Genomic DNA, 16,725 nt, shown 5'->3' on the forward strand with positions numbered 1-16,725 from the left:
AGCGGAAAGCGGGTTTCGGCGGTGACGCGGGGCAGCGCATGCCAGCCCCGTTGCCGCGGCACGAACGCCAGCTCGACCACGGCGCTGGCCTGGGCCGGTACATCGGTCCAGGCCCATTGCGGCTGGCCTTCAAGGTCTTGCGTCACGGCCAGCGCGATGCCATGGCGTTCGCGCCGTGCGGGGTTGTCGATGGTGATGCGCAGCGCGCAGCGCTGGCCCGCGAACACCGGTGCAGGCGGCAGCAGCTGCAGCACCAGTCCGCGCAGGTTGGCATGGCCGACGAGCATGCCCGCGGCCGCGCTGCCGGCGAGCAGAAAGGTCAGCAGGTAGCCGAGGTTGAGCTGGTAGTTGATGCTGGCGAGCAGCAGCACGGCCAGCGTCAGCGCGAGCATCCAGCCGGCGCTGGTCGGCAGGATATAGACATTGCGCTGGGTCAGGGGCAACTGATCGGTGCGCGGCAGCCGCGCGAGCCAGCGGTTTTGCAGCTCGCGGCGCATGGCGCGCAGCGGGCGCCAGCCTGGTGCCGGGCGCGCGCCGCTCATGCGAGCGGCGTGGCGTCGAGCATGGCGCGCACCTGCTCGAGCGCGCCGCGGCCCGCATGCATGGCCGGCACCAGCCTATGGGCCACGGTCTGCCCAAGAATGGCCTGCACGTCGTCGGGCGCCACATAGTCGCGTCCGCTGATCAGCGCCTGGGCCTTGGCCGCGCGCAGCAGGCCTATGCCGGCGCGCGGCGACAGGCCTTGCACGAACCAGCGGCCCGAACGCGTGGCGTCGATCAGGTCTTGGACGTAGTGCAGCAGCGCGTCGGACGCATGCACGGCCAGCACCTGGGCCTGCAGTTGTGCCAGTTGATCGGCATTGATCAGCGGCTGCAGCGCGTCCAGCATGTCGCGCCGGCCGTTGCCGCGCAGCAGTTCGCGCTCGGCCGCGCGGTCGGGGTAGCCCAGCGAAATGCGCATCAGGAAGCGGTCGAGCTGGCTTTCGGGCAGCGCGTAGGTGCCGAGCTGGTCCAGCGGGTTCTGCGTGGCGATCACGAAGAAAGGCTGGGGCAGGCGATGGCTGCGGCCTTCGATCGATACCTGCTTTTCTTCCATGGCTTCGAGCAGCGCGCTTTGCGTCTTGGGGCTGGCGCGGTTGATTTCGTCGGCCAGCAGCAGCTGCGTGAACACCGGGCCCGGGTGAAAGACGAAATTTTCCTGGCCGCGGTCGTAGATGGACACGCCCGTGAGATCGCTGGGCATCAGGTCGGCGGTGAACTGCACGCGTGAGAATTGCAGCCCGAACGTGTGGGCCAGCGCGTGTGCCAGCGTGGTCTTGCCCACGCCCGGAACGTCCTCGATCAACAGGTGGCCGCCGGCGAGCAGGCAAGCCACGCAGTCCTGGACTTGCGCTGTCTTGCCCACAATCACCGTGTTAAGCTGATTCAGGAGTGATTGGATGTGGGGCTGTGCTTGCATGGTGCCACGTTAGCCGAAAAACGACTGCGGAGACATGACACAGTGGGCAAGACCGGTTATTTTTCCCATCGAGAGTGCTGGAAACACGACATGGGCCCTGGGCATCCGGAATGCCCGCAACGGCTCGATGCGATCGAGGACCGGCTGCTGATCAGCGGCGTGGGCGACGCGCTCGAACGACGCGACGCACCCGCCGCACCGCTGTCCGATATCGCGCTGGCCCATGACGGCGAATACCTGAAGGCCTTGCGCTTGCGCTGCGAGCAGCTCGAGCAGGCCAAGCTGATCGGCGGCGCGCCCTACGCGCAGATCGATCCCGACACCGCCATCAACGCCCACACCTGGAGCGCCGCGCTGCATGCGGCCGGCGCTGGCGTGGCGGCCACCGACGCGGTGATCGCCGGCGAACTCGAAAATGCGTTCTGCTCGGTGCGCCCGCCGGGCCACCATGCGATGCGCGACCAGGCCATGGGCTTTTGCTTCTTCAACAACGTGGCGATCGCGGCGCTGCACGCGCTCGAACACCACGGCCTTGAGCGCGTGGCCATCGTCGACTTCGACGTACACCACGGCAACGGCACGGAGAACATTCTGGCCGGCGACCCGCGCGTGCTGATGGTCAGCGTCTTTCAACACCCGTTCTTTCCTTTTTCCGGCGACCAGCAGCCCGCGGACAATATGGTCAACGTGCCGCTGCCGGCTTATACCAAGGGCATGGACATCCGTGAAATCGTCGAGATGATGTGGATTCCACGGCTCGAAGCGTTCAAGCCGCAGATGATCTTCATCAGTGCCGGCTTCGACGGCCACCGCGAAGACGACATGGGCCAGTGGGCGATGAACGAGCAGGACTACGCCTGGATCACCAGCCGCGTCAAGGACCTCGCCAAACGCTATGCCAAGGGCCGTATCGTCTCCTGTCTTGAAGGCGGCTACGCCATGAGCGCGCTGGGGCGCAGCGTAGAAGCGCATCTGCGCGTGCTCGCCGATCTTTGACCGCGCACGGATTGCGGTCGCACTTTTTTCCTGGGAATTTTTCACATGTCTGACGCTTCAACGATTGCCTGCACCAGCGGGCCGCACGCCTCGGATGCGCTGGTGCTGGTACAGCGCGATGCGCGCGGCGTCGTCACCCTGACGCTCAACGACCCGGCACGCTTCAACGCGCTGGGCAGCCCCATGCTGGCCGCGCTGCAGGCCGCGATCGACGCCGTGGCGGCCGACGCCTCGGCGCGCGTGCTGGTATTGGCCGCGCAGGGCCGGGCGTTCTGCGCCGGCCATGACCTCAAGGAAATGGCCGCCGAAAGCGACCTGGCCAGCCACCAGAAGCTGTTCGCGCAGTGCAGCCGCATGATGCTGAGCCTGCAGAAGCTGCCCGTGCCGGTGATCGCCCAGGTGCAGGGCATGGCGACGGCCGCGGGCTGCCAGCTGGTGGCCCAGTGCGATCTGGCCGTGGCCAGCGATGCGGCGACGTTCGCCACCAGCGGCATCCGCTATGGCCTGTTCTGCGCCACGCCCAGCGTGCCTTTGGTGCGCAATCTGCCCATCAAGAAAGCCATGGAAATGCTGCTCACGGGCGACTTCATCGACGCCGCGACGGCGCTCGATCAGGGTCTGCTCAATCGCGTGGTCGCGCCCGAGGCGCTGGCCGAATCCGTGGAGCAGCTGGTGCAGGCCATTCTCGACAAGCCGCGCGTGGCCGTGGCCATGGGCAAGGCGCTGGTCTACCAGCAGCGTGAACTGGGCGTCGAAGCCGCGTACCAACTCGCGGGCCAGACCATGGCCGTCAACATGCAGCACGCCGACGCCCAGGAAGGCGTGAGCGCCTTCGCGCAAAAACGCCAGCCGAGCTGGAGGGCGGGCGCATGAACAGCAATGGACTCGATGCTTTCGACCGGCTGATCGATGACTTCCAGCGCTCGAGCAGCTGGACCGAGTTTGGCCTGATCGCGCTGTGCCTGGCGCTGGCGTTCCTGATCACGCGCGGCCTGCGCACGCAGTACGGCAGCACGCACTCGGTCTGGCTGGGGCCGACGACGCTGGGCGGTGCGATGTTCCCGCTGCTGTGCCTGGTGCTGGTGGCCACGGCGCAGGCCGTGCTGTCCCATTTTCAGCCCGTGTTCTGGCTGCGCGTGGCGACTTCCATTTTGCTGTCGCTGGCGGTGATCCGCTTTGTGGTGCGCGTGCTGGCCAAGACCTTTCCCGAATCGACGCCTGCGCGGCTGTTCGAGCGCATCTTCTCGTGGCTCGCCTGGGGCGTGGCCGTGCTCGCCAGCCTGGGCCTGCTGCCCGGCGTGATGGCTGATCTCAACAGCGTGCACCTGCCGCTGGGCAAGACCCAGGTGAGTCTGCTGACCTTGATCGAAGGCCTGATATCGGCCGGACTGATGATGATCGCGGTGCTGTGGGCCGCGGCGCTGTTCGAGCAGCGCGTGCTCAACCAGGTAGTGACCGACCTGTCGATGCGCAAGGTGGCGATGAACCTCATGCGCACCGTGCTGATCACCGTGGGCCTGCTGGTTTCGCTGTCCATCGTGGGCGTCGACCTGACCGCGCTTTCGGTGATGGGCGGTGCCGTGGGCGTGGGCCTGGGCTTCGGCATGCAGAAGATCGCCTCCAACTACGTCAGCGGTTTTCTGGTGCTGATCGAGCGCGCGCTGCGCATTGGCGACAACGTGCGCGTCGACGGTTTCGAGGGCCAGATCACCGACATCAAGACCCGCTTCACCGTGATCCGCGCGTCCAACGGCCGCGAGTCCATCGTGCCCAACGAGACGCTGATCACCCAGCGCGTGGAAAACCTCACCGATTTCGATCAGCGGTTTTCGCTCACCACCACCATCGTCGTCGATCTGGACAGCGATGTGGAGCAGGTCACTGAGCTCCTGCTGGCCGCGGCCCGGGCCCAGCCGCGCGTGCTCGAAAAGCCCGCGCCGTCGGTGCTGCTGGTCGACATCCTGGCGCACGGCCTGCAGTTCACGCTGACTTATTACATCAACGATCCCGTCAATGGCCAGGGCAATGTGCGCTCGGCCGTGAACATGGCGGTGCTCGCGGGCCTGCGCGCCGCGCATGTGTCGCTGGCCGTGCCGGCGCAGCGGCTGTCCTGGCCCATCGATCCCGAAGCCCAGGATGCGGGACGCGGCGACTGGCGCCCGCCAGTTGCACCGCCGGCGAAAAATGGCGCCGCGCCCGTCGATAACGCCTAGAATAGAACGATCGTTCTTTTTATCTCCTGCCCCTGGCAGGGACGCGGATCGCTGCATGGAATGCTGCTTTGCGGCATAAAATGTTTGAGGTTTACGTTTACGTCAATTCAACTCATAAATCGAGGAGCCGCAGCAATGAAGGTACTGGTCCCAGTCAAACGCGTCGTGGACTACAACGTCAAGGTCCGCGTGAAGTCCGACGGCACGGGCGTCGATATCGCCAACGTCAAGATGAGCATGAACCCGTTTGACGAAATCGCCGTCGAAGAAGCCGTGCGTCTGAAGGAAAAGGGTGTGGTCACCGAAGTCATCGCTGTCTCCTGTGGCGTGACGCAATGCCAGGAAACCCTGCGCACCGCCATGGCGATCGGCGCCGACCGCGCCATTCATGTGCTGACCGACGTCGAACTCCAGCCCCTGGCCGTGGCCAAGCTGCTCAAGGCCCTGGTCGACAAGGAACAGCCCGGCCTGATCATTCTGGGCAAGCAAGCCATCGATGACGATGCCAACCAGACCGGCCAGATGCTCGCCGCGTTGGCCAATCTGCCCCAGGCCACGTTTGCCTCCAAGGTGGAAGTTGCCGGTGACAAGGTCAATGTGACGCGTGAAATCGACGGCGGTCTCGAAACCCTGCAGCTCTCCACGCCCGCGGTGATCACCACCGATCTGCGCCTGAACGAGCCGCGTTATGTGACGCTGCCCAACATCATGAAGGCCAAGAAGAAGCAGCTCGACTCGGTGACCCCTGAAGACCTGGGCGTCGACGTGACGCCGCGCCTCAAGACCCTCAAGGTCTCCGAGCCCGCCAAGCGCGGCGCGGGCGTCAAGGTCGCTGATGTGGCGGCGCTGGTGGACAAGCTCAAGAACGAAGCCAAGGTGATCTGAGCGAAGCCACTTCAAGCAGGTAAATGCCGTTCGCCCTGAGCCTGTCGAAGGGCCGGCTGCCTCATTTCAGAGGGCAGGCCGTTCATCCTTCGACAAGCTCAGGACGAACGGAATACCCCGTTCGCCCTGAGTCCTGAGGACGTCGAAGGATTGCAGGGCCGGTCCCCATACCGAAAGAATTCCATGACCAATCTCGTTATTGCAGAACACGACAACGCATCGATCAAGCCCGCCACCCTGAACACCGTCACGGCCGCCGTGGCCTGCGGTGGTGACGTGCATGTGCTGGTCGCCGGTGAAGGCGCTGCCGCTGCCGCTGCGGCCGCGGCGCAGATCGCCGGCGTTTCCAAAGTCATTCACGCCGATGGCGCATCGCTCAAAAACGGCCTGGCCGAGAACGTCGCCGCCCAAGTGCTGGCGCTGGCGCCTGGCTATAGCCACATCCTGTTCCCCGCCACCGCCGGCGGCAAGAACGTCGCGCCGCGCGTCGCGGCCACGCTCGATGTGGCGCAGATCAGCGATATCACCAAGGTGATTTCGGCCGATACGTTCGAGCGCCCGATCTATGCCGGTAACGCCATAGCCACCGTGCAATCGGGCGATGCGACCAAGGTCATCACCGTGCGCACCACGGGCTTTGACGCCGCCGCTGCCACGGGTGGCTCGGCTGCCGTCGAAACCATTGCCGCGGCAGCCGACAACGGCAAGAGCCGCTTTGTGGGCAGCGAAATCGCCAGGAACGACCGCCCCGAACTGACGGCCGCGAAAATCATCGTGTCCGGCGGCCGCGCGCTGGGCTCGGCAGAGAAGTTCAATGAAGTGATCACGCCCCTGGCCGACAAGCTGGGCGCGGCGATTGGCGCATCGCGCGCTGCTGTTGATGCCGGCTATGCCGCCAACGATCTGCAAGTCGGCCAGACCGGCAAGATCGTTGCGCCGCAGCTGTATATCGCGGCCGGCATCTCGGGTGCGATCCAGCATCTGGCCGGCATGAAGGACTCCAAGGTGATCGTCGCGATCAACAAGGACCCCGAAGCACCGATCTTCTCGGTCGCCGACTACGGCCTAGAAGCCGACCTGTTCACTGCCGTGCCCGAACTGGTGAAGGCACTTTGATCGTGGCCGACTGGGCCCCAAAATCTCCACCTCTCTAGGCCAGCCGCACTCCCGACTTGATGCGCTGCAACAGCAAAGCGGTCAGCAGCGCATTCGCCACCGCCAGCGCCGTCAGTGCCCACAGCGTGCCTTGCGCTCCGAGATGGGTGAAGAGGAATCCACAGGCCACGGGCGTGAATGCCTGGCACAAGAGCGAGGAACGCGAAAGCCGGCCCATCACCAGCGGCAGGCTGGCCGGTGAGAGCAGCGACAGCGGCAAGGTGCCGCGCACCACGGCACGCAGGCCATTGCCTATGCCGTAGCACACGATGCCAAAGGCCGCGGCCATGGGCGCGAGGCTGATCAGCGCCAAGCCCAGCGCCACACAGGCCGCGGAGAACAAGGCGAGCCAGACGGGTGGCAGGTGGCGAAACGGCATGCTCAGAAAACGCACGAACACCATGCTGGGGCCGATCAGCGCCGCCAAGGCAATGGCGGCGGCATCCGAGTGGCCAGACCCTTTCAACAGCAAAATGATCTGCACCGACATGGCGGTCATCAAAATGGCCGCAATCGAGAACACCAGCGAGAGCAAGCCATAGAGGCCGGCTGGCAGCTCGTCCACCCCCTGGGGCGACATCGCCTTGCTTTCGACAGCCTTTGGTTCGTCGAGCACCAGGTGGTGGCGCGGCATGGCGTAGCAGTACAGCGGCACCACGGCCACCATGAGCACCGCGGCATAGACCAGGCAGGCATCGCGCCAGCCCCAGGCAGCGACCATCCAGGCCTGAATCGGCCAGGCCACCGTGGAGGCGAAACCCGCGACCAGGGTCACGGTGTTGATGGACTTGCGAGACTCGCGCCCGTAATGCCGTCCCAGCGTCGCAAACAGCGGGTCATAAAGCCCGCCGGCCATGCCGACGCCGATCAGGCACCAGCCCAGCAAGAACACCGCAAAGTACTCGGCGATGCCGACGATGGCGATGCCCAGCGCAATGGCCAGGCCCGCGGCAATCAGGATGGCGCGTCCCTGCCCTCTGGCAATGCGCCGCCCCGCCGCGGGAGACAGCAGCGCAGACACCAGCACGCCCACCGAGAGCGCGCCGTAGATCCAGGTCATGGACCAACCGGTGTCGGCATGAATCGGTTCGGCCAGTACCGCCAGAAGAAAGAGCGACCCGCCCCAGACCATGATCTGCGCAATGCCCAGGCAGACATCCCCATGCCACGCAATGCGCTTGCTGTTTTGCGCTGCAGGCGCGGTCATGCCGCCACCCACACGACTTCCTTGAAATTTTTCACTGTCGCACCAGACCATGCGCCCGGGAGCGCGTGAATGAATCCACCCAAGAACGTGACACCAATTGACGCGTAGCATAGCGCCAAGACCAAGGGTTATCCCGAATTCATCGAAATCATTACCGGCCTTCAATTCACCGCGCTGTCGTTGCGAAGCCGGGTAGCGCCGAAAAATCGCAGTGGTCCTTTGCCATCTTGGCCACGGTGGGCGCCAGCGCGTGGCCGATTCCCCGCCGATAGATGGCAAAGTACTCGACGTGGTGCAGTTCGGGCGCGGTAGCGGCTGCCGACCAAGTGCCGTCTTATCCCCACGACAGACCATCAAGCTTGTGCATAACTACGACAACAACCCCGCAAAGCCGCGCCAGTGCTGGCTTTCCAGGGGTTGCTCAAAAAACAGGCAATACGCGCAAAAATGCCGTCCCGGCGCAGGCCACGCCGACGGTTAGGCCATGCGGACCGGCTCGGAGATCTCGATCAGATTGAGATCGGGGTCGCGCAGATAGATCGAACGGATCTTGGAAGTCGCACCGGTGCGCAGCACGGGGCCTTCGGCAATCGGCACGCCGCACTGTTCCAGGTGGGCGATGACTTCGTCCAGCGGCACCGAGGCCAGAAAACACAGGTCCAGCGCGCCCGGCACCGGCGTGTGCGCCTTGGGTTCGAACTCGCGGCCCTTGACGTGCAGATTGATTTTTTGATTGCCGAACATGAAAGCCTTGCGTTCCACGGGCGGCGTTCCGCCGATGAACGCTTCGAGTTTCATGCCCAGGACTTCGGTGTAAAAGCGCACGCATTGCGCTTCGTTGGCGGTGGTGAGAACCAGGTGGTCGAGATGGCTGATCATGGTGGTGTGATTACTTGGCGGCAGCTGCGTCGCGTGCCAGTGCACGTTCGCGAATTTCGTGGAAGCCTTGCGGCGGGGCGTGGTGAATGAGCCGGTCACCAGATCGGCTGACCTGGGCCGGGAGTTCATGCCCTACCAGCCGTTCGAGTTCACGGGCCGCGAGGATCAGACCGGGAAGCTCGACGCCGGTGTCATAGCCCATCCACTGCAGCATGTGCACCACGTCTTCCGTGGCCACATTGCCCGAGGCGCCAGGGGCGTAAGGGCAGCCGCCTATGCCGCCAAGCGACATGTCAAATTGAGATATGCCAGCCTGCACCGCAGCCAGTGTGTTGACCAGGCCCATGCCGCGGGTGTTGTGGAAATGGCCGGTGACATTGAGTTCGGGATAGGCCTGGGCGACGCGGGCGCAAACGCGCTGCACCTGGGTCGGGTAAGCCATGCCCGTGGTGTCGCACAGCGTCACGCCGGTGACCCCCATCGCCGCGAACCGGCCCACGAGTTCCAGCACCGTGTCCTCGGGCACTTCGCCTTCCATCGGGCAGCCGAACACGCATGACAGCGAGATATTGACCGGCACGTTCACGCCCAGCGCCAGGGCACTCACGTCGGCGAGTTGGCGCAGCGACTGCGCACGCGTCATGCCCAGGTTCGCAAGGTTATGGGTCTCGCTGGCCGACATCACCAGATTGAACTCGTCGACGCGGCATTCGAGTGCGCGCTCGCCGCCGCGAACATTGGGAATCAGCGCGGTATAGACCACGCCCGGCGCGCGCTCGATGCGCTGCATCACCGCTTCCGCATCCTTGAGCGCAGGGATCGCCGCGGCGGAAGTGAACGAAGTCACTTCGATCTTGGCGTAACCCAGTGCGCTGAGCCGGTCGACCAGCGCAACCTTGTCATCGGTCTCGACAAAGCTGGCTTCGTTTTGCAAACCGTCGCGGGTCGCGACTTCATTGATCAACAGCTTGCGGTTATTGACTTCAAACATGTTTTGCCTCCGTGGCGGTGCGCACCGGCCAGCCTGCGGCACCGGTGAGCGCAGCGTTGTGCTCGCCCAGCAAGGGCGCGGGGAACGAGAAGCGTCCTGGCGTGGCGCTGAGTTTCGGGACGATGCCCGGCACCTTGATGCGCGCGCCGTCGGCGGTCCGCTGCTCGACAAGCATTTCGCGCGCCAGGTACTGGGGGTCGTTGACGATGTCCTGCACGGTGTAGACCTTGCCCGCAGGTACCCTGGCCGCATCGAGCACGCTCAGCACCTCATCGAGAGTCTTGGTCAGCGTCCAGGCCTCGATGGCCGCATCGATTTCCTGCACCCGGGCCACGCGGCCGTCGTTCTGGGCCAGCGCCGCGTCCTGCTCGAGGTCGCTGCGGCCAATCGCCAGCATCAGGCGCTTGAAAATGCTGTCGCCATTGCCCGCGATCAGCGCATAGCCGCCATCCGCGCAGCGGTAGGCGTTGGTCGGAGCGATGCCCGGCAGCGCACTGCCCGAGCGCTCGCGCACGGCGCCGAAGGCGTCGAACTCGGGCACCAGGCTTTCCATCATGTTGAACACGCTTTCGTAGAGCGCGACATCGATCACCTGGCCTTCGCCGCCGCGCGCGTCGCGGTGGTAGAGCGCCAGCATCACGCCCAGCGCGCCGTGCATGGCCGACAGGCTGTCGCCCAGCGACACGCCGCAGCGCACGGGAACGCGGCCGGGCTCGCCCGTCAGGTGCCGCAGCCCGCCCATGGCTTCGCCCAGCACGCCAAAGCCCGGCTTGTGGCGGTAGGGGCCGGTCTGGCCGTAGCCCGAGATGCGCAGCATGATGAGTCGGGGGTTGAGCGCATGCAATGCATCCCAGCCCAGGCCCCAGGCTTCCATGGTGCCGGGCTTGAAGTTTTCGATGACTACATCGGCTTCCTTGAGCAGGGCGCGCACGGCCTCCTGCCCTTCGGGCGTGCGCAGGTCCAGCGCCACAGAGCGCTTGTTGCGCGATTGGACTTCCCACCAGACTGAGGTGCCGCCCCGCAGCATGCGCCACTTGCGCAGCGGGTCGCCGACACCGGGCGGCTCGACCTTGATCACATCCGCGCCGAAGTCGGCCAGCGTCTTGCCGGCAAACGGGCCCGCAATCAGCTGCCCGAGTTCCAACACCTTGATTCCTTGAAGTGCTTGCACGTTCGCCCTCACGTTGTTCATGGCGCCAATGTAGGGCGATCAGAGCCATCGCGGAATTGCTCAGTTTCACTCCGGCGTTCGCGTTTTGCGAACGCTCATACAATGCCGCCATGGCCACGCTGATCAACCCTGCCCGCGTCGATTTCGTCACCTTGCGGCTTTTCTGCGCCGTGGCGCAAATGGGCAGCATGACGCGCGGCGCCCAGGCCTGCAGCCTGGCCGTCTCGGCCGCGAGCCGGCGCCTGGCGGACTTCGAGAGCGCCGCGGGCACGCTGCTGCTCGAGCGCACGTCCCGGGGCGTGAAACTCACGCCCGCGGGCCATCTGGCGCTGCAGCATGCGCTGCGTCTTTTCCAGGGCTTCGAGCAGTTCAGCAGCGAGATGCGCGACTACACCCTGGGCACGCGCGGCCATGTGCGGCTCTGGGCCAATATGTCGGCGCTGACCGAATTTCTGCCCGCGAGCCTGGCGAGCTTCATGAGCGCCCACCCCGACATCCATGTCGAGCTCGAGGAGCAGCTCAGCGGCGACATCGTGCGCGCCGTCGTCGACGGCGTGGCGGACATAGGCATCTTTGCCGAGAACACGCCCGTGGGCGACCTGCGCGTGGAGCCTTTCCAGCAGGACGAGCTGGTGGCCGTGTGCGCCCACGACCACCCCCGGGGAAAACGCAGGAAAGTCAGCTTCAAGGAATGCCTGCGCTACGACTTCGTCGGCCTGAACCGCGGCAGCTCGCTGCTGGAACTGACCTCACGCGCCGCCGAGCAATACGGCGAAGTGATGCATGTGCGCATCCAGGCGCGCAGCTTCGACGCCATGTGCCAGTTGATCAACGCCAACCTGGGCATAGGCGTGCTGCCGCTGGCGGTGGTGCGGGCCACGCAGCCCCATCCGCTGAAGATCGTGCGCCTGTCGGAGCCCTGGGCCCGGCGCAAACTGCTGCTCGGGGTGTCGCAGACCTGCTCCTCGGCGGCGCTGCTGTTGCGTGCCCACTTGCAGCACGGCGCCATGGCGCCCGTGGCCGGCAATGCGCGCTGAATCCGCCGCGGGCCGCGAAAGTCTCAGCGTCCCTTGGGCGCAATCCACTCGGCCGGCCAGGAGCCGCTGCGCACCAGGCCTTCGATCTGCTCGGTCACGATGGAAATCATGGCCGCGGTGGCCGGCGTCACGGGCCGGGTGATCGACGTGGCGCAGGCCACCTGGCGCGCGATGTGCGGGCCGGAAATGGTGGTCATCGACAGCACGCCATCGTCCAGATCTTCGGCCATGGCGCCGGGCGAAAGAATGGTCGCGCCCATGCCCGCGCGCACCGCCTTCTTCATGTTCGGCAGCGAATCGACTTCGGCGATGACATCGAGCTGAACGCCATGCTGCGCGCAGACGCTGTCGATGATTCGGCGCAGCCCATGCTCCTTGGATGGCAGCAGCAGCGGGCGCTGGGCCAGCGAACGCAGCGAGGTCTCCCGGCCGCGCGGCGCATCGCCCGCCAGCGTGACCAGGGCCAGTTTTTCCGACAGCAGCGGCCGGCATTCGAACGCGGCTTCATTGCCTGAGACAAACAGCACCGACAGATCGAGCCGCCCGGCCTGCAGCCATTCGCCCAGAAAACCGCTGTGGCTTTCGATGATCTTCAGTTTCAGGTGCTTGAAGCGCTCGCGCGTCGCCTGCAGTATGGGCAGCGTGGCCACCAGCGCCACCGTCGTCGGCAGGCCCAGCACCACCTCGCCCTCGATCTGGCTGGACAGCGAGCGCACCGACTGCCGCGCGCGCTCGACATCGGCCAATACAACATGCGCGTGCTCGAGCAGATGGCGGCCTTCGGCGGTCAGCGTCATTCCGCGGTTGGTGCGCAGAAACAGCGCCACCCCCAGCTCATCCTCGAGCGCCGCAATGCTCTGGCTCAGCGCCGGCTGCGCCACATGCAGCGTGCGCGACGCAGCCAGCACACCGCCGGCCTCTGCCACCCCAATCAAGTAACGCAGCTGTCGGAGTTCCATCGGTATTGATTATTGTGATAGTGACTAGATTGAGAATGTATTTTACAGATATCAAGTCGCCAGCGAGACTCGCGCATCAGGAGTCATCAATGGAACAACCGCACCTCGAATCACCGGACGAATCCGTCCAACCGCTGGACCGCGTGAAGGTCGTCGATCTGTCGCGCCTGGTCTCCGGAAACATGCTGACCCATGTGCTGGCCGATCTGGGCGCCACGGTCATCAAGGTCGAGCCGCCGCGCAAGGGCGACGAATTGCGCGCCTGGCAGCGCGAAGGCATGAGCACCTATTGGCTCGCCTACAGCCGCAACAAGCACAGCGTGGAACTCAATCTGCGCACGCCCGAAGGCATGGACGCGCTGCGTGGCCTGCTGGGCGACGCCGACATCCTGGTGGAGAACTTCCGGCCGGGAACGCTGGAGCGCATGGGCCTGGACAAGCCCACGCTCAATGCGCTCAATCCCAAGCTGGTGGTGGTGCGCATCTCGGGCTGGGGCCAGACGGGCTGCTTTGCCAACAAGGGCGGCTTCGGCTCGCTGATCGAAGCCATGAGCGGCTTCGCGGCGATGAACGGCTTTGCCGATCTGCCGCCCGTGCTGCCGCCGTTCGCCATGGCCGACTCCGTCGCTGGCATCTACGGCGCGGCGCTGGCCCTGGCCGCGATGCACGGCCAGCGCGGCCGCGCAAAGCCTGCCGTGCAGGAGATCGATCTGTCGCTGTTCGAGCCGCTGTTCTCCATCCTGGGGCCGCAGGCGGCCGAGTACCAGCTGACCGGCAAGACCACGCCGCGTTCGGGCAGCCGTTCGCCTACGCATGCGCCGCGCAATGTCTACCGCACCAAGGACGAGAAGTGGGTCGCGCTGTCGGCCGGCATGGAAGGCACGCTGGCGCGGCTGTTCGACGGCATAGGCTATCCGCAGGGGCTGAGCGATCCGCGCTTCTCCACCCACGAAGCCCGGCTCAAGAACATCGACGCGCTTGACGCTCTGATTCAGGGCCACATCACCCGGCTGACGCTGGCCGAGGCCCTCGATTTCTTCGCCCAGCGCGACATCACGGCCGGCCCGGTCTGCGATATCTCCGATCTGCTGACCCACCCCTACATCGTCGAGCGCAATCTGCTGGTCGAACAGCAGGCGCCCGACGGCCGCAAGGTGCTGGTGCATGCCGCGCCCTACCGCATCAACGGCCAGCGCCCCGCGATCGCACGCGCCGCGCCCACCCTGGGCCAGGACAACGCGCGCTGGCTTGCCGCAGCACCTGCCGCCGCCCAGCCCCAGACAACCTCCGCACCCCGCTGACCCCATGAAAACCATTCGTTCCTTTCTTTTCGTCCCCGCGGCCAACGAGCGCCTGCTGCAAAGCGCGCTGGCCAAGACCAGCGACGCCATCATTCTCGACCTGGAGGACGGCACGCACCCGTCGCTGCGCGCCCAGGCGCGCGAACGCCTCGCGGACTCGATCGCGCGCGTCAAGGCCAGCGACAAGATCGCCGCGGTGCGCATCAATGGCGACTGGCTCACGACGGTGATCGATCTGCAGGCCGCGGTCGCGCCCGGCCTCGATCTGCTGGTGCTGCCCAAGGTCGAGCACCCGCGCGACGTGCAGATCATCGAGCAGATGGTCGCCGAACTCGAGACCCGCGCCGCACTGCCGGCCGGGCATATCCGCTTTCTGCTGCAGATCGAAAGCGCCCAGGCCTTGCCACGGCTGCACGAGATCGCCGCGGCCTCGACGCGCACGATGGGAATGATGCTGGGCAGCGAAGACTACTCGCTGGACTGCGGCAGCCTGCCCACGCCCGACGCGCTGCTGTACCCCAGCATGGCCGTGCTCACGGCCGCGCGCGCGGCGCGCATCCAGCCGATTGGCTTCATCGCCTCGATCGCCGATCTGGGATCGGTCGACGAATTCCGGCTGGTTCTGGAACGCGCCCGCACGCTGGGCTTTCGCGGCGCGGTGATCGTGCACCCCAAGTTCCTCGACGCGGTCAACGAGGCCTATACGCCGTCGCCGCAGGCACTGGCCCAGGCACAGCGCCTGGTCGCCGAGTTCGAAGCCGCGCTGGAACGCGGCGAAGGCGCGATCAAGGTCGACGGCGTGATGGTCGACAAGCCGGTCTACCGCCGCGCGCTGGACCTGATCGCCGAAGCCTGAACGTTTGCAGCATTACCAAAAATAACGGAGACAAGACATGCAACCCAACCGACGCGAATTCGGCCTGCTGGCGGCCAGCGCGCTGCTCACCCTGCCCGCCTTGGCGGACAGCTACCCGTCCAAGCCCGTGACCATCCTGGTGCCCCAGGCACCAGGCGGCACCAACGATGTGGTGGGCCGCATCCTGGCGCAAAAGCTCACCGAGCTGGCCAACAGCAGTTTCATCGTCGAGAACCGTGCGGGGGCCAACGGCAACATCGGCACCGACTACGCGGCGCGTGCGCCCAAGGACGGCTATACCTTGCTGCTCACGGTCAGCAGCACCCAGGCGATCAACCCGGCGCTCTACAAGAAAGTCGCCTTCGACCCGATCAAGGACTTCGAGCCCGTGGCGCCTGTCGGTGTCGTGCCCAATGTGCTGGTCGTCAATCCGTCCGTGCAGGCGAAGACCCTGGAAGAGTTTCTCAAGCTCGCGCGCACCACCAAGCCCGAACTGCAGTACGCGTCGGCGGGCAATGGCTCGCTCAACCACCTGCTGGGCGCGATGCTGTCGAACAAATCGGGCGTGCCTTTGCAGCATGTGCCCTACCGCGGCGTCGCGCCCGCGCTCACCGATGTGATGGGCGGACAGGTGCCCGCGGCCTTCGCGAGCCTGCCCTCGTGCATACAGTTCATCAAGGACGGCAAGCTGCGCGCGCTGGGCGTCAGTTCCTCCAAGCGCTCGCCCGCGCTGCCCGATGTGCCGGCCATCAATGAAGTGGTGCCGGGCTATGTGGGCGAGCTGTGGGTAGGCCTGTTCGCCGGGCGCGGCGTTCCCAAGGCCGTGACGGCGCGGCTGGCGGAACTGGTGAGCGCGGCTGTGGCGTCGCCCGATCTGCGCGAGCGCTTCCGTACCGCGGGCGTGGAACCCCTGACGGGCGGGCCCGCGCGTCTGGAGCAGATGCTGCAGGAAGACATCGCGCGCTGGGCGCCGATTGTCAAGGCGTCGGGGGCCGTGGTCGATTGAACATGACAAATGCAGGCTTGAAAGTACCCATGAAGATTGTTTTTCTGGACCGAGGCACGCTGTCTCCCGAGACCACGCTGCGCGCGCCATCCTTCGCCCACGAACTGGTGTGCCATGACCACACCGCGGCGCACGAAGTCGCACAGCGCATCGCCGATGCCGACATCGTCATCAGCAACAAGGTCAAGATCACCGCCGATGTGCTGCAGTCCGCCGCACGGCTGAAGCTGGTCGCGGTCGCGGCCACGGGCACCGACTGCGTGGACTTGCAGGCCTGCGCAGCCCGCGGCATCACCGTGAGCAACATCCGCAACTACGCCGAGCACACGGTGCCGGAGCACACCTTCGCGCTGATGTTCGCGCTGCGCCGCAGCATCTGCGCCTACCGCGAGTCGGTGAAGGCCGGGCGCTGGCAGCAGTCGGGCCAGTTCTGCTATTTCGACTACCCGGTGCGCGATCTTGCGGGCTCTACCCTGGGCATCATCGGCGACGGCGCGCTGGGATCGGCCGTGGCAACGATTGCGCGCGCGCTGGGCATGAAGGTGCGGATGGCAGCGCACAAGGGCCGCGCGGGCATGGGCAAGCTCTACACGCCGTTCGAGGAGGTGCT

At 65.7% G+C, this 16,725-nt stretch carries 16 protein-coding genes and 1 pseudogene; 10 read left to right on the forward strand and 7 right to left on the reverse strand.

Features of this window, described 5'->3' with window-relative positions; translation table 11 throughout:
- Together KHY18_RS24650 and KHY18_RS24655 are read right to left on the reverse strand one after the other, a co-directional pair.
- Positions 1 to 542, reverse strand: a pseudogene (locus tag KHY18_RS24650) (DUF58 domain-containing protein); the annotation flags it as partial.
- Positions 539 to 1,459 carry an AAA family ATPase gene (locus KHY18_RS24655; RefSeq protein ID WP_213306348.1) on the reverse strand — a complete coding sequence of 307 codons (921 nt, stop codon included), beginning with the start codon at positions 1,457 to 1,459 and terminating at the stop codon, positions 539 to 541. The pseudogene KHY18_RS24650 and the gene KHY18_RS24655, both read right to left, overlap by 4 nt.
- A 42-nt stretch (positions 1,460 to 1,501) precedes the next feature.
- Between KHY18_RS24655 and KHY18_RS24660 the strand changes: the two genes are divergently transcribed.
- The 5 genes from KHY18_RS24660 (at position 1,502) to KHY18_RS24680 (ending at position 6,669) form a co-directional block, all read left to right on the forward strand.
- On the forward strand, positions 1,502 to 2,455 hold the full coding sequence (locus KHY18_RS24660; protein WP_213306351.1) for a histone deacetylase family protein: 954 nt from the start codon (positions 1,502 to 1,504) through the stop codon (positions 2,453 to 2,455).
- Positions 2,456 to 2,500: 45 nt separating this feature from the next.
- The gene (locus KHY18_RS24665) at positions 2,501 to 3,328 is read left to right on the forward strand and encodes an enoyl-CoA hydratase (protein WP_213306354.1); all 828 of its coding nucleotides are present in this window, start codon (positions 2,501 to 2,503) and stop codon (positions 3,326 to 3,328) included.
- Positions 3,325 to 4,668, forward strand: coding sequence for a mechanosensitive ion channel family protein (locus KHY18_RS24670; RefSeq protein ID WP_213306356.1), 1,344 nt, complete (start codon positions 3,325 to 3,327; stop codon positions 4,666 to 4,668). Before KHY18_RS24665 ends, KHY18_RS24670 begins: the two co-directional genes overlap by 4 nt.
- A 135-nt stretch (positions 4,669 to 4,803) precedes the next feature.
- Positions 4,804 to 5,553 (forward strand): electron transfer flavoprotein subunit beta/FixA family protein, encoded by a 750-nt coding sequence (locus tag KHY18_RS24675; RefSeq protein WP_213306357.1) that lies wholly within the window; start codon positions 4,804 to 4,806, stop codon positions 5,551 to 5,553.
- 183 nt (positions 5,554 to 5,736) lie between these two features.
- Entirely contained in the window at positions 5,737 to 6,669 is a 933-nt protein-coding gene (locus KHY18_RS24680) for an electron transfer flavoprotein subunit alpha/FixB family protein (protein WP_213306358.1), read from the forward strand.
- Positions 6,670 to 6,703: 34 nt separating this feature from the next.
- On the opposite strand, the gene KHY18_RS24685 is transcribed toward KHY18_RS24680, so the two are convergent.
- The 4 genes from KHY18_RS24685 to KHY18_RS24700 form a co-directional block, all read right to left on the reverse strand.
- Positions 6,704 to 7,915 carry an MFS transporter gene (locus KHY18_RS24685; protein WP_213306359.1) on the reverse strand — a complete coding sequence of 404 codons (1,212 nt, stop codon included), beginning with the start codon at positions 7,913 to 7,915 and terminating at the stop codon, positions 6,704 to 6,706.
- Between the two features lie 477 nt (positions 7,916 to 8,392).
- Complete coding sequence (locus tag KHY18_RS24690; protein WP_213306360.1) at positions 8,393 to 8,794, reverse strand: VOC family protein; 402 nt, start codon at positions 8,792 to 8,794, stop codon at positions 8,393 to 8,395.
- A gap of 10 nt (positions 8,795 to 8,804) precedes the next feature.
- Complete coding sequence (locus KHY18_RS24695; protein ID WP_213306362.1) at positions 8,805 to 9,785, reverse strand: hydroxymethylglutaryl-CoA lyase; 981 nt, start codon at positions 9,783 to 9,785, stop codon at positions 8,805 to 8,807.
- Positions 9,778 to 10,956 carry a CaiB/BaiF CoA transferase family protein gene (locus KHY18_RS24700; RefSeq protein ID WP_349630338.1) on the reverse strand — a complete coding sequence of 393 codons (1,179 nt, stop codon included), beginning with the start codon at positions 10,954 to 10,956 and terminating at the stop codon, positions 9,778 to 9,780. The genes KHY18_RS24695 and KHY18_RS24700 overlap by 8 nt, the downstream gene beginning before the upstream one ends.
- Positions 10,957 to 11,066: 110 nt before the next feature.
- Between KHY18_RS24700 and KHY18_RS24705 the strand changes: the two genes are divergently transcribed.
- Positions 11,067 to 11,993, forward strand: coding sequence for a LysR family transcriptional regulator (locus tag KHY18_RS24705; RefSeq protein ID WP_213306368.1), 927 nt, complete (start codon positions 11,067 to 11,069; stop codon positions 11,991 to 11,993).
- A 23-nt stretch (positions 11,994 to 12,016) separates the two neighbouring features.
- Here KHY18_RS24705 and KHY18_RS24710 read toward each other — a convergent pair whose 3' ends face one another.
- Complete coding sequence (locus tag KHY18_RS24710) at positions 12,017 to 12,952, reverse strand: LysR family transcriptional regulator (RefSeq protein WP_213306371.1); 936 nt, start codon at positions 12,950 to 12,952, stop codon at positions 12,017 to 12,019.
- Between the two features lie 89 nt (positions 12,953 to 13,041).
- Between KHY18_RS24710 and KHY18_RS24715 the strand changes: the two genes are divergently transcribed.
- The 4 genes from KHY18_RS24715 to KHY18_RS24730 form a co-directional block, all read left to right on the forward strand.
- Complete coding sequence (locus KHY18_RS24715) at positions 13,042 to 14,253, forward strand: CaiB/BaiF CoA transferase family protein (protein WP_213306374.1); 1,212 nt, start codon at positions 13,042 to 13,044, stop codon at positions 14,251 to 14,253.
- Positions 14,254 to 14,257: 4 nt separating this feature from the next.
- A complete protein-coding gene (locus KHY18_RS24720) occupies positions 14,258 to 15,109 on the forward strand; it encodes an HpcH/HpaI aldolase/citrate lyase family protein (RefSeq protein ID WP_213306377.1) in 852 nt (283 codons plus the stop codon).
- Positions 15,110 to 15,146: 37 nt separating this feature from the next.
- A complete protein-coding gene (locus tag KHY18_RS24725; RefSeq protein WP_213306380.1) occupies positions 15,147 to 16,115 on the forward strand; it encodes a tripartite tricarboxylate transporter substrate binding protein in 969 nt (322 codons plus the stop codon).
- A 29-nt stretch (positions 16,116 to 16,144) separates the two neighbouring features.
- Positions 16,145 to 16,725 (forward strand): NAD(P)-dependent oxidoreductase (locus KHY18_RS24730; protein WP_283771369.1); only part of this gene is annotated, 581 nt, incomplete at its 3' end.

The organism is Acidovorax sp. CCYZU-2555 (genome assembly GCF_018413525.1).
In the GTDB taxonomy this organism is placed as follows: Bacteria; Pseudomonadota; Gammaproteobacteria; order Burkholderiales; family Burkholderiaceae_C; genus Comamonas.